13 protein-coding genes are annotated in these 11,780 nt (G+C 71.1%); 7 read left to right on the top strand and 6 right to left on the bottom strand.

Annotated elements, in window-relative coordinates:
* The first annotated feature begins 53 nt into the window (after positions 1–53).
* Positions 54–1,907, top strand: a complete 1,854-nt coding sequence (gene ilvD / locus ACIOC1_RS27630) for a dihydroxy-acid dehydratase (protein WP_391049609.1) — start codon at positions 54–56, stop codon at positions 1,905–1,907.
* A 149-nt stretch (positions 1,908–2,056) separates the two neighbouring features.
* Here ilvD and ACIOC1_RS27625 read toward each other — a convergent pair whose 3' ends face one another.
* Positions 2,057–2,512: a Uma2 family endonuclease gene (locus tag ACIOC1_RS27625; protein WP_401313850.1), complete on the bottom strand. Its 456-nt coding sequence runs from the start codon at positions 2,510–2,512 to the stop codon at positions 2,057–2,059.
* Positions 2,513–2,562: 50 nt separating this feature from the next.
* The gene (locus ACIOC1_RS27620; protein WP_401856646.1) at positions 2,563–3,822 is read right to left on the bottom strand and encodes an LPXTG cell wall anchor domain-containing protein; all 1,260 of its coding nucleotides are present in this window, start codon (positions 3,820–3,822) and stop codon (positions 2,563–2,565) included.
* A 103-nt stretch (positions 3,823–3,925) separates the two neighbouring features.
* Between ACIOC1_RS27620 and ACIOC1_RS27615 the strand changes: the two genes are divergently transcribed.
* Positions 3,926–4,387, top strand: a complete 462-nt coding sequence (locus tag ACIOC1_RS27615) for a hypothetical protein (RefSeq protein WP_401856774.1) — start codon at positions 3,926–3,928, stop codon at positions 4,385–4,387.
* 41 nt (positions 4,388–4,428) lie between these two features.
* Here the strand turns inward: ACIOC1_RS27615 and ACIOC1_RS27610 are convergent, their stop codons facing one another.
* Together ACIOC1_RS27610 and ACIOC1_RS27605 are read right to left on the bottom strand one after the other, a co-directional pair.
* Positions 4,429–4,539, bottom strand: a complete 111-nt coding sequence (locus ACIOC1_RS27610; protein ID WP_401856645.1) for a hypothetical protein — start codon at positions 4,537–4,539, stop codon at positions 4,429–4,431.
* A gap of 316 nt (positions 4,540–4,855) precedes the next feature.
* The gene (locus tag ACIOC1_RS27605) at positions 4,856–5,398 is read right to left on the bottom strand and encodes a GNAT family N-acetyltransferase (protein WP_401313855.1); all 543 of its coding nucleotides are present in this window, start codon (positions 5,396–5,398) and stop codon (positions 4,856–4,858) included.
* 88 nt (positions 5,399–5,486) lie between these two features.
* Between ACIOC1_RS27605 and ACIOC1_RS27600 the strand changes: the two genes are divergently transcribed.
* Positions 5,487–5,681 (top strand): hypothetical protein, encoded by a 195-nt coding sequence (locus tag ACIOC1_RS27600; RefSeq protein ID WP_355350217.1) that lies wholly within the window; start codon positions 5,487–5,489, stop codon positions 5,679–5,681.
* 41 nt (positions 5,682–5,722) lie between these two features.
* Positions 5,723–6,199: a hypothetical protein gene (locus ACIOC1_RS27595; protein WP_401856772.1), complete on the top strand. Its 477-nt coding sequence runs from the start codon at positions 5,723–5,725 to the stop codon at positions 6,197–6,199.
* Between the two features lie 9 nt (positions 6,200–6,208).
* On the opposite strand, the gene ACIOC1_RS27590 is transcribed toward ACIOC1_RS27595, so the two are convergent.
* Positions 6,209–6,538 carry a hypothetical protein gene (locus tag ACIOC1_RS27590; RefSeq protein ID WP_401856644.1) on the bottom strand — a complete coding sequence of 110 codons (330 nt, stop codon included), beginning with the start codon at positions 6,536–6,538 and terminating at the stop codon, positions 6,209–6,211.
* Between the two features lie 995 nt (positions 6,539–7,533).
* Here ACIOC1_RS27590 and ACIOC1_RS27585 point away from each other — a divergent pair.
* From ACIOC1_RS27585 to proC, 3 genes are all read left to right on the top strand, one after another.
* The gene (locus tag ACIOC1_RS27585) at positions 7,534–8,430 is read left to right on the top strand and encodes an ABC transporter ATP-binding protein (RefSeq protein WP_401856643.1); all 897 of its coding nucleotides are present in this window, start codon (positions 7,534–7,536) and stop codon (positions 8,428–8,430) included.
* Entirely contained in the window at positions 8,427–9,164 is a 738-nt protein-coding gene (locus tag ACIOC1_RS27580) for an ABC transporter permease (RefSeq protein ID WP_355350226.1), read from the top strand. The genes ACIOC1_RS27585 and ACIOC1_RS27580 overlap by 4 nt, the downstream gene beginning before the upstream one ends.
* A 156-nt stretch (positions 9,165–9,320) precedes the next feature.
* Positions 9,321–10,139 carry a pyrroline-5-carboxylate reductase gene (gene proC, locus ACIOC1_RS27575; RefSeq protein WP_401856642.1) on the top strand — a complete coding sequence of 273 codons (819 nt, stop codon included), beginning with the start codon at positions 9,321–9,323 and terminating at the stop codon, positions 10,137–10,139.
* Between the two features lie 105 nt (positions 10,140–10,244).
* Here proC and trpS read toward each other — a convergent pair whose 3' ends face one another.
* A complete protein-coding gene (trpS, locus tag ACIOC1_RS27570; protein WP_401856641.1) occupies positions 10,245–11,246 on the bottom strand; it encodes a tryptophan--tRNA ligase in 1,002 nt (333 codons plus the stop codon).
* Positions 11,247–11,780: the final 534 nt, after the last annotated feature.

Here is an 11,780-nt window from a genome sequence, read left to right as displayed (position 1 = left end):
GATGCTCTAGTACGGAGCAGTACGAGCCAAGTGAACCCAAGGGAGTGGACACCGTGCCCGAGCTGAGGTCACGTACGGTCACCCACGGCCGCAACATGGCGGGCGCCCGCGCGCTGATGCGCGCCTCCGGCGTCGCCAACAGCGACATCGGGAAGCCGATCATCGCGGTCGCCAACAGCTTCACCGAGTTCGTACCGGGTCACACGCACCTTCAGCCCGTCGGCCGGATCGTCTCCGAGGCGATCCTCGCGGCGGGCGCGGTGCCGCGCGAGTTCAACACGATCGCCGTGGACGACGGCATCGCGATGGGCCACGGCGGCATGCTCTACAGCCTGCCGTCCCGCGACCTGATCGCCGACTCCGTCGAGTACATGGTCGAGGCGCACTGCGCGGACGCGCTGATCTGCATCTCCAACTGCGACAAGATCACCCCGGGCATGCTGATGGCCGCGCTGCGCCTCAACATCCCGACCGTCTTCGTCTCCGGCGGCCCCATGGAGGCCGGCAAGGCGACGCTGGTCGACGGCACCGTCCGCAAGCTGGACCTGATCAACGCCATCGCGGACGCCGTCAACGAGAACATCTCGGACGAGGACATCCTCCGTATCGAGGAGAACGCCTGCCCGACCTGCGGCTCCTGTTCCGGCATGTTCACCGCCAACTCGATGAACTGCCTCACCGAGGCCATGGGCCTGGCCCTGCCCGGCAACGGCTCGGTCCTGGCCACGCACACCGCCCGCAAGGCGCTGTACGAGAACGCCGGCCGCACCGTCGTGGAGCTGACCAAGCGGCACTACGAGCAGGACGACGCGTCCGTGCTGCCGCGCGCCATCGCCACCCGCGCCGCCTTCGACAACGCCATGGCGCTCGACATCGCCATGGGCGGCTCCACCAACACGATCCTGCACCTGCTGGCCGCCGCCCAGGAAGCCGAGCTCGACTACGGCCTGGACGACATCAACGCCGTCTCGCGCCGCGTCCCCTGCCTGGCCAAGGTCGCGCCGAACGTGGCGCCCGGCGGCACGTACTACATGGAGGACATCCACCGGGCCGGCGGCATCCCCGCCATCCTCGGCGAGCTGTACCGCGGCGGGCTGCTCAACGAGGACGTGCACACCGTCCACTCGCCCTCCATCAAGGAGTGGCTCGACGCCTGGGACGTGCGCGGCGGCTCCGCCTCCGACGAGGCCGTCGAGCTGTGGCACGCGGCGCCCGGCTGCAAGCGCTCCGCCGAGGCGTTCTCGCAGTCCGAGCGGTGGGACACCCTGGACACCGACGCCGCGGGCGGCTGCATCCGCGACGTCGCGCACGCCTACTCCGCCGACGGCGGCCTGGCCGTGCTGCGCGGCAACCTCGCCCTGGACGGCGCGGTCGTGAAGACCGCGGGCGTGGACGAGTCGATCTGGACCTTCGAGGGGCCGGCCGTCGTCTGCGAGTCGCAGGAAGAGGCCGTCGACAAGATCCTCGCCAAGCAGGTCAACCCCGGCGATGTCGTCGTGATCCGCTACGAGGGCCCGCGCGGCGGCCCCGGCATGCAGGAGATGCTCTACCCCACGTCCTTCCTCAAGGGCCGCGGCCTCGGCAAGGTCTGCGCCCTGGTCACCGACGGCCGCTTCTCCGGCGGCACGTCGGGCCTGTCCATCGGCCACGCCTCACCCGAGGCGGCCTCGGGCGGCACCATCGCCCTGGTCGAGGACGGCGACCGCATCCGGATCGACATCCCCAACCGCTCCATGGAACTCCTGGTGTCCGAGGAGGAGCTGGCCGCCCGCCGCGAAGCCCTCGGCGGCGTCTACGCCCCGCGCGACCGCACGCGCAAGGTCTCCACGGCCCTGCGCGCCTACGCGGCCATGGCCACCAGCGCCGACCGCGGCGCCGTCCGCGACATCACCAAGCTGGAGCGCTGACACCGGCAGCGCACGCACGACGCCCCCGCACCGTGACCCGGTGCGGGGGCGTCGTGCGTACGGCCGCGCTGTGCCTGGACGTACGCGTATCCGTGCGGGGACGGGCACATGTTCGTGCACGTTTACGCGCACGCGTACGGGGTCGACGGTCAGAGGTGGTCGATGCCCGTGAGGTCGACGTTGATGCGGTACGGGACCTGGACGGTCAGCTCCTCGCGGTGCACGCCGGTGAGGGCGTACGAGTGCGAGGCCGGATCCCACTCGTGCACGTAGACCATCGGGCGCTCGGTCTCGGTGTCCTCCTCCACGCGCCACAGGTGCGTGACCCCCGCTTCCTCGTACGGGTGAGGCTCGCTCTCGTCGGCGTCGGCGGGCAGGACTTCCACGGCGAGGACGACAACGTTCTCCGCCTCCGCGCCGACCACGACGATGTCCGGTTCGGCCACCGTGCGGTCGTCCACGACCACCGCCACGTCCCTGCGCACCCGCAGGTGCGCGGGGAGTGTGCGGCGGAGGCTGTGCGTCATCAGATACCGCGCCAGCGTGCGGAATCGCTCCTGCCGCGCGGGGTTCTCAGCGGCGTGCGCCGTTAATTTTCCTTCCATGGACAGTAAGTATGACCCCTGGGCAGAGAATGACGCTGGCATATGCCAAATCAGAGGTGCCGACCGCGCCTCGCCCGGGCGGTCCTGAACACGAGGAAGCCGCCGAGGAGCAGCGATCCGCCGGCGAGTCCCGCTGCCCATCCGACCTCGGCGCCGGTGTGCGGGAGGGTGTCGCCGCCGGGGGTGGTCCAGGTCCCGGTGGGCGTCGGCGGGGGAGTGGTGCCGGCCGTCCCCGACGGGTCCGGGGAGGTGGTGGGCGGGGTGGTCGGTGACGTCGTGGTCGGGGTGGTGGGCGGGGTGGTCGGTGGCGTCGTGGGCGGGGTGGTGGGCGGGGTGGTCGGTGGCGTCGTGGGCGGGGTGGTCGGCGAGGTAGTGGGCGGTGGGGTCGTGCCGCCGGTTTCCGGGCCGGTCGGGGTGGGCGTCGTCGGCGTCGTGGTCGCGGTGGTCGGCGGTGGCGTCGTCGGTGGCACCGGCGTCGTCGAGTCGACCGAGTTCGTCGGGGTCGGGGTGGTGGTCTCACAGGTGACGGCGACGTGGCCGAGGCGGAGGTCGACCAGCGGTCCCGCGTACGCCGGGGCGCCGCTCGTGTCGGTGAACGTGCCGCTGACGGTGATGTCGACGCCCGCGTCCGCGCTGGTGGCGGCGGTCGGGGCGCCGCCGGGCGGGTGCTGGTACGGCTCGTACGTCACGGTGAGCGTGCCGCCGCCGATGCCGGAGGCGCCGATCTCCGCGCCGGTCACGTCGAAGGTGGTCGTCCCGACCGGGACGGTGTGGCCGAGTACGTCGATCACCCCGCCGTCCGTCCGCGCGTACGCGAGCGCGTACGGGCCCACCGGCGGCGGTACGCACTCCGCGTACGCGTCCAGCGACCCGACGCTGACGAAGTCCTTGGAGTTCAGGCCGAGCGTGAAGCCGCCCGCCTGGGCCTGCGCGGAGGTCTTGCCGGGACCCGCGTCCGTACGGGCCGTGACCGCGCCGATCACCGTCAGGTGCGACAGCACGCCGGACGGGTCGGAGAAGTCACCGCCGTCCGGGCCGCCGTCCGGGGCGGAGGAGGCGTGGCCGTACCGGCCGTGGAAGGCGCTCAGGCCGAGCGGCGGGGCGGGTGCGAGGGTGAGGTCGACCAGGGAGCTGGTCGCCGCCTCGGCCGCGCGGGGGCCCGCGGCCGTCGCCGCGCCGGACCCGGCGGCCAGGGTGCAGGCGGCGGCGGTGAGGGCGGCGGCGCCCAGGCCGAGGAGGAGGTGGGGGGCGGGGGGACGGCGTCGGAGCCCGGGCGAGGCCGGGGGGACGTCTGACCGGATGTCTGACATATCGTCAGGAAAACGCATCGCGTCGTGCGATTCGTCGACCGTCGGCCGAACGGGTGTGTCAGGGAACGTCCCGTTCTGGGTCATAATCGATGGCGTGGACGAGGTGAGCGAAGTGAAGCGGCGGGTTGGCGGGGGCGACGCCGTCGGCGGGGCGGCTGAGGGGGTGCCGCGGCCGGAGCCGATCCGTTTCTTCGGGACGACGTGGGTCGCGCACGACGGCGGATACGCCTGGCGGCGGGCCGGGCTCGCGGTCGGGTCCCTCGTCGCCATCGGGGTGGGGGCGGCGGTGCTGCGGTTCGGCTTTCAGGGGCTGGCCGACGCAGACGTCGGCCCCTTTGTGACCTTTCTGGCGGTGGCCGGGTTCGCCGTGTGCAGCGCTCTCGCTTTCCAGCGGACGTGGCGGGGGTTTTCGCGGCGGCGGGAGGCGGGGGCCGAGCAGGGGCTTCTGGCGATCGGCTTTCTCGGCGTGCTCCTCGCCTATTTCCTTCGGGCCTTCACCGAAGCGCCGGGGGAGGCGCTGCACCGAGCCGAGCATACGACCGCCTCGGGACGCCGCCGGTCCTAGGGCCTGTCCGGCCGGGCGGTGGGCGCATATCCCGGTCGTCGCTATGACGTCTCCCTGGCCACCCGGGTGAGTACCGCTTGGCGCAGGCCGGCGGGTTCCACTTCCAGGGCCGCCAGTACCTCGAGGCCGCGGCCTTCTCCCGCCGCCAGCAAGCCGAGCAGGATGTGCTCCGTACCGATGAAGTCATGTCGCGAGGGCGATGGCCTCGTCCTGGGACAGCACCACGGCGCGCCTCGCGCGGTCGGTGAAAAACTCGAACCCCTCTACTCCTCCGTGCGGGTGCCGCTTGTGCCTGGGTCGGTGCCGGTCCGGGGCACCTCCTCGGGCGACGAACGTGCGGGCACCTGCGCCTGCTTCTGGCCTTGTCCGTTCGTCCCCCTGCGGGGGCACCCCGGCCCGTCCCCTCCTCGCCCGTCGGCGTCCGCCTGTCCGTTGTGGCTGAGGGGGGAGGGGGTTATTTGCGCGGGGTCACCCTCGGCGCGTCCACAGGCCGAACCACTGCTCGGCGCCGTACTCCTCGAAGCGTTCGACCTCGGTGAATCCAAGCTTTTCCGCGACGCGCAGCGATGCCGTATTGGCGGTCTGGGTGCAGAGCACCACCGGCTCGCCGGGGAGCGCTTCGGCGGCCCAGTTGAGCGCTGCCGCGCAGGCTTCGGTGGCGTATCCGTGGCCCCACGCCTCGGGCAGGAACATGTAGCCGAGTTCGGGTTCCTCGCCCTCCGGACGGACGTGCCCTTTGCTCCCGGCGCCGTGCCGGTCGATCGTGACGATGCCGATCATCGCCCCGTCGAGGTCGACCACGAAGAGCCCGTGCCGCCGCCTTGGCGTCTCGGGCACCGCCCGCTCCATCTCGTCCCGCTCCCGGGGCCCTCCCACATAGGTCCCCACCTCCGCCGAACAGAACAGCTCAATCACCGCCCCCCGATCCCCCGCCTCCGGCTCCCTCAACCAGAGCCGCCCCGTCCGAATCCCCCCACCCGGCCACCCCTCCACCCACCCCAACTCCCCCATCCCCCCAACCTATCCCCGCCCCCCACCCAACCCCCCGATCCCAATTGCCTCTCCGTCCCGCGCCCGACCCATGAGCCTCCCGCCCGAAGTGAACGAGGGGATTGCCGAGATCGACGCCGCAGAGGACGAGCGAATCCTGCAGGGCCGACTGACGTCGATCGGCTTCAGCTACCGCTCCGAGGCCGAGGAACTGGCACCGTTGCCGCTCGAGGACTTCGAGTGCGGGCTGACCCTGACGCCTAATAGGGCGTGTGTCGGAAGTGTTTTAGGTTGGCTGATGTGAGCGTGCGGGGGCGGAGTTACCGATATGTGGGACCGGTGGAGCTGAAGGCTGCGGTCCGGTCTGGCAGCGGCGGGTGCCGGATCAGCTCGGCGGCTGACTTCGACGGCTGGGTCGCTGAGCGATCGGTGGCAGAGTTGGCCGACCCGTTCACCTTCGTGGTCGGGACGGATGGTGTGCTTCGGCTGGCGCCGCGGCGAAGCGAGCACGTGGCCTGCGCTGGCGGGGACATGGTTCTGGGTGCTGGCGAGATCAGCTTCGTGCGCGAGGCAGACCGGTGGATGGTGGGCGAGGTCAGCAACCAGTCCACCGGATACTGCCCGGACGTCACCTCCTGGTCGGCAGTCGCTCATGCTCTGGACGACGTAGAACTTGGGCGGCCCTCCGGCTTCACCCACGAGATCGTGTTCCGGCGATGCCCCGACTGCCAGGAGCACAACATCGTGCGCGAGGGCGACTTCGTCTGCGTCTTCTGCGGCGGCGATCTGCCGGAGACGTGGAACGTGGATCCAGCCGTATGACGGCAGGGGTCACAGCCACTCGTTGATGGCAGCGACCAGGACAGTCGCTTCGTAGCGGACCGCGGGCTTGTCGTACCGCGTGGCGACGGCGCGGTGCCTCTTGTGCCGGTTGATCCCGCACTCGACAGCGTGACGTTCGCGGTAGTCGACAGGGTCGAAACGCGGCGGTCGGCCGCCGCGAGAGCCGAGCACGGGTTCGAACTGTGGCGAGTCCCCGCACTGTCCTGCCGTGATCACGATCGCCATGGGCTTCTGACCCTGCTCCACCGCCGGGTGGAGCTTGGTGGTGAACCCACCGCGTGAGCGGCCCAGCCCGTGATCATCAGGCTCGGCAAACATGCCGCCCGGCGGCTCCTTCTGCCGGTAGCCCTGTTTGCGGGCCCCGCCGGGACTGACACCAGGGACAGGGCGGTGGGCAAAGGAAAGGCGCCCGGGGGGAAAGACCCCCCAGGCACCGAGGTGCGCCGACAATGCGACACGGGTGACGTCAGGCGCTCAAGAAACGTCAAGCGCTCAAAAGACCTGAAGCGCTCAAGACGTCAAAGCCTCAGGCACGCCGCGCAGCCGAAACGGTCCCGACGGCTCCCACGACAGCCGCCACGACAGCCCCGTGCCAGACCCCGGTCCAGAGCGACCCGAAGAACCCCTGACTTGTCAGGACCTCCCGAATAACGAAGTCGCTGACAAGCATGAGCGCCCCGGGCACAGCCGCCACCCGCCACGGATGCTCCCGCGCCCACCTCCGTATCCGGTGATCCCGCCCCCGCGCGCCCCCGGAGTACCCGAGCACCGCCCCGGCCCCGCCCACGCAGTAGAAGAGCAGGGCGCCCACGGACAGCGCCCCGGCCAGAATGCCGAGCCCGAAGTGCCCGTGCACGAGGTGCAGGGCAAGTGACACCCCACCCCCGATCGCACCGACGGCAGCGGCCGGCCGCCAAGGTCCAAGCGTCGCCGAGGCCACGGCCAACTGCCGCTTCTCAACGCGCGATGCAGCAACTTCTCGGGATGAACGCCTCATACCGCAACGATCCTTCGCCCCCACCGCGTACGCCATAGGGGATGACCCTGACCGACCCCGGACCCCCGACCAGGACACCGACCCCCGGCCCAGGAACCCCGGACCCCCGACCAGGACACCGACCCCCGGGCCCAGGAACCCCGGCCATCCGGATGAGGACACCGACCCCCCGGCCCAGAAACACCGCCCCCCGACCAGGCCCCCCGACCCAGGAACCCCGGCCACCCACCGAGCCGCCGCCAGGCCCCCCGAAAACCCACCCCCTCCGGAGGAGCACGGCTTGACGCGCACCCCGTCACGGGTGTTTATTCATCACATGATGAATAAAGCCCCCGGACCCGCCATCGAGGCCGCCGGCCTCCGCGTCGTACGCGGTGGCCGCACCGTGCTCGACAACCTCTCCTTTACCCTCCCGCCCGGCCGAATCACCGGCCTCCTCGGACCGAGCGGCTGCGGAAAATCCACGCTGATGCGAGCGATCGTCGGCTCGCAGGCCCACGTCACCGGCACCCTCAACGTGCTGGACCACCCGGCGGGCCACCGCAGCCTGCGCCCGCGCCTCGGATACGTGACGCAGGCGCCGTCGGTCTACTCCGACCTCACCGCCCGGCAGAATCTCGACTACTACGCCGCCGTCCTCGGCATCGCGCACCGCGACCGCGCCGCCCAGGTCGAACGCGCCCTGACGGACGTCAACCTGATGTCGCACGCCGACAGCCTCGCCGCCAACCTCTCCGGCGGCCAGCGCGGCCGGGTCTCCCTCGCGGTGGCCCTCCTCGGCGAGCCGGAACTGCTCGTGCTGGACGAGCCGACGGTCGGCCTCGACCCGGTGCTCCGCAGGGATTTGTGGGAACTGTTCCACCGGCTGGCCGACGAGCGCGGCGCGACCGTACTCATCTCGTCGCACGTCATGGACGAGGCGGAACGCTGCCACCGCCTGCTGCTGATGCGCGAGGGCCGCATCCTCGCCGACGACACCCCCGACGCACTGCGCGAGCGCACCGGCTCCGACACCGTCGAAGAGGCGTTCCTGCGCCTGGTCGACGCGGCCAACGACGAAGCCAGCGGCGCGAGCGACGCCAAGAGCGCCGACGCCAAGGGCGGCCAGGCCGAGGGCGCGAGCGGCGCCTCTCAGCAGAAGCCCCCCGCACAAGCCAGTGCCAGTGCCAACGAATCCGCCGAGTCCACCCCCACAGAATCGACCGCGCGATGAACCTCGACCGCACCTTCGCCACGGCCCGCCGCGTCCTGCGCCAGCTCAGCCACGACCCGCGCACGATCGCCCTGATGCTCGTCGTCCCGTGCGTGCTGCTGACACTGCTGAAGTACGTCTTCGACGCCAGCCCGCAGACGTACAACTCGGCCGGCGCCTCGCTCCTCGGCATCTTCCCGCTGATCACGATGTTCCTGGTCACGTCGATCGCCACGCTGCGCGAACGCACCTCGGGCACCCTGGAGCGGCTGCTGTCCATGCCGCTGGGCAAGGCCGACCTGCTCGCCGGGTACGCGCTCGCGTTCGGCGCCGTCGCCGTCGTCCAGGCCGCGCTCGCCACCGGCCTGTCCGTGCTCGCGCTCGGCCTCGACGTCACCGGCTCGGCGTGGCTGCTGCTGGTCGCCGCGCTCGCCGACGCCTTCCTCGGCACCGCGCTCGGCCTGTTCGTCAGCGCCTTCGCGTCCAGCGAGTTCCAGGCCGTGCAGTTCCTGCCCGCCGTGCTGCTCCCGCAGATCCTGCTCTGCGGCCTGTTCGTCCCGCGCGGCGACATGCAGCCGGTCCTCAGCGGCCTGTCGAACGTGCTCCCCATGTCGTACGCCGCCGACGCCACCACCCAGATCGTCCACCACACGGGTGTCACCGGCGACTTCGTACGCGATCTGATCATCGTCGCCTGCTGCGCCCTCCTGGCCCTCGGCCTGGGCTCGGCCACCCTGCGCCGCCGCACCACCTGAGCCGCACCACCTGAGCCGCACCACTTGAGCCGCACCACTTGAGCCGCACCACTTGAGCCGCACCACCTGAGCAGAGCCACCCCGGGTTGAACCGGACGTACGACCGAAGGGCGGACGCGGCCCGCTTGCCCCGTCCGCCCCTGCGAAGATGACCCCATGACCGCCCAGAAGCAGAAAGTCGCCGTTCTCGGCACCGGCAAAATCGGCGAAGCCCTCCTCTCCGGCATGATCCGCGCCGAATGGGCCCCGGAGGACCTGCTGGTCACCGCCCGCCGCCCCGAACGCGCCGAGGAACTGCGCGCCCGTTACGGCGTCGAGGCCGTCACGAACGCCGAGGCCGCCAAGGCCGCCGACACCCTCATCCTGGCGGCCAAGCCCCAGGACATGGGCGCCCTGCTGGACGAGCTGGCCGCGCACGTACCGGCCGACCGCCTCGTCATCAGCGCCGCCGCCGGCATCCCGACCGCCTTCTTCGAGGAGCGGCTCGCGGACGGCATCGCGGTCGTACGCGTCATGCCGAACACCCCCGTGCTCGTGGACGAGGGCATGTCCGTGATCTCGGCGGGCCGCCACGCCACCGAGGCCCACCTCGCCCGTACCGAGGCCATCTTCAAGCCGGTCGGCAAGACCCTCCGCGTCCCGGAGAAGCAGCAGGACGCCGCGACCGCCCTGTCCGGTTCCGGACCCGCGTACTTCTACTACCTGGTCGAGGCCATGACCGACGCGGGCATCCTGCTCGGCCTCCCGCGCGCGCAGGCCCACGACCTCATCGTCCAGTCCGCGATCGGCGCCGCAGTGATGCTCCGCGACAGCGGCGAGCACCCGGTCAAGCTCCGCGAAGCCGTCACCTCCCCGGCGGGCACCACCATCAACGCCATCCGCGAGCTGGAGAACCACGGCGTACGCGCCGCCCTCCTCGCCGCCCTCGAAGCCGCCCGCGACCGCAGCCGCGAGCTGGCCTCCGGCAACGGATGACCCGGCTCGACGGGTACGGCCGCGGGTAGCGAGGCGGCACGGGAGCAGTACGGATACGGCCGCGGGTAGCGAGGCGGCACGGGAGCAGGACGGATACGGCCGCGGCTACGTGAGCGGCAGCAGCCCCACCGCCCGGTAGGCCGCGTCAACGGTCGGCCGGGCCAGCGCCCGCGCCGCCGCCGCGCCGTCCCGCAGCACCCCGTCCACGTACGACGGATCGGCGCTGAACTCGGCGTGCCGCGCCCGCAACGGCCGCAGCAGCTCCACCACCGCCTCCGCCGTGTCCCGCTTCAGGGCCCCGTACGCCGTGTACTCCCCGGCCAGCGTCTCCGGCTCCTTGCCCGTACAAGCCGCCAGGATGTCCAGCAGATTCGCGACGCCCGGCCGCGCCTCGCGGTCGTACTCCACCTCGCCGGCCCCGCTGTCCGTCACCGCCCGCATCACCTTCTTGGTGATCGCGTCGGGCTCGTCGAGCAGGTAGATGATCCCGGCGGTGGCGTCGTGCGACTTGCCCATCTTGCCGGTGGGGTCCTGGAGGTCCATGACCCGCGCGGCCACGGCGGGCCGTACGGCGCGGGGCACGACGAACGTCCGCCCGTACCGCTGGTTGAACCGCTCCGCCAGCACCCGCGTCAGCTCCACATGCTGCGTCTGGTCCTCGCCGACCGGCACCTCGTCGGCGCCGTACGCCAGGATGTCCGCCGCCATCAGCGCCGGGTACGTGAGCAGCGACAGCCGTACGCTCTGCCCGGCCGCCTGCGCCCGCGCGGACTTCTCCTTGTACTGGATCATGCGCCGCATCTCACCGTCGGTGGCCACGCACTCCATGACGTACGACAGCCGCGCGTGCTCGTCGACGTGGCTCTGCACGAACACCGTGCACACCTGCGGATCGAGCCCGGCCGCGAGCAGCAGGCTCGCCGCCTGCCGGGTGAGCCGTCGCACCCGCGCCGGATCGTGGTCGACGGTGAGCGCGTGCAGGTCGACCACGCAGAACAGCGACTCCGCCCGGTGCTGGTCCTCGTCCGCCCACCGCCGGATCGCGCCGAGGTAGTTCCCCAAGGTGAGGTGCCCGGTCGGCTTGACCCCACTGAAAATCCGCGTCATGACTGCTGTCTCCTGGTCCTGGTCGGGTTCGCGGGACCACCGCCCACCGCGGCCGGGACAACAGAAAACGGCCGCCGAGGCGGCGGCCGTTGGATGCATACGTACCTCCTGGCCGCCCTAGGCGGCCCACCACTGAGAGGTGCACGCATGCGATGTCATACGACCCACAGTAGCCCTCCGGCCACCGCCAGGGCACCGAGTTGACACTCTCCGGACCCGTGCGTAACGTTCTCCGGGTTGTCCGAGCGTGAGCGCCGACTCCGGTCGGTCCCCGGACAGCCATTCCGCAGCAAACAAACGAGCGACTACGGCATGCCGTGGCGTTCACTTGTGCGCATTCGGAATGGGGCGGGAACGGAAAGCGGCCGATTTGGTTCGACCGCCGAAGTTCAGCTAATGTCTCACTCGTCGGAACGGCCGAACAGCCGGAAAGACAAGCCCCGCTGACTGGGGGTCAGGCACTGGAAAGCGTCTGATAGAGTCGGAGACACGACGAAGGGAAAGCCCGGAGGGCCGGTGAAACGGTCTGAAGGA

The sequence above is a fragment of the Streptomyces sp. NPDC088197 genome, from assembly GCF_044741185.1.
Classification (GTDB): Bacteria; Actinomycetota; Actinomycetes; order Streptomycetales; family Streptomycetaceae; genus Actinacidiphila.
The sequence above is the reverse complement of the archived record's forward strand: the minus strand, read 5'-3'. Positions and strand labels throughout refer to the sequence as shown.

Bases quoted from the DNA above. Each gene is read 5' to 3' on its own strand.
- ACIOC1_RS27625 (WP_401313850.1), bottom strand. From the start codon at position 2,512: ATGGAAGGAAAATTAACGGCGCACGCCGCTGAGAACCCCGCGCGGCAG.
- ACIOC1_RS27620 (WP_401856646.1), bottom strand. From the start codon at position 3,822: ATGTCAGACATCCGGTCAGACGTCCCCCCGGCCTCGCCCGGGCTCCGA.
- ACIOC1_RS27605 (WP_401313855.1), bottom strand. From the start codon at position 5,398: ATGGGGGAGTTGGGGTGGGTGGAGGGGTGGCCGGGTGGGGGGATTCGG.
- ACIOC1_RS27590 (WP_401856644.1), bottom strand. From the start codon at position 6,538: ATGTTTGCCGAGCCTGATGATCACGGGCTGGGCCGCTCACGCGGTGGG.
- ACIOC1_RS27585 (WP_401856643.1), top strand. From the start codon at position 7,534: ATGATGAATAAAGCCCCCGGACCCGCCATCGAGGCCGCCGGCCTCCGC.
- ACIOC1_RS27580 (WP_355350226.1), top strand. From the start codon at position 8,427: ATGAACCTCGACCGCACCTTCGCCACGGCCCGCCGCGTCCTGCGCCAG.
- proC (WP_401856642.1), top strand. From the start codon at position 9,321: ATGACCGCCCAGAAGCAGAAAGTCGCCGTTCTCGGCACCGGCAAAATC.
- trpS (WP_401856641.1), bottom strand. From the start codon at position 11,246: ATGACGCGGATTTTCAGTGGGGTCAAGCCGACCGGGCACCTCACCTTG.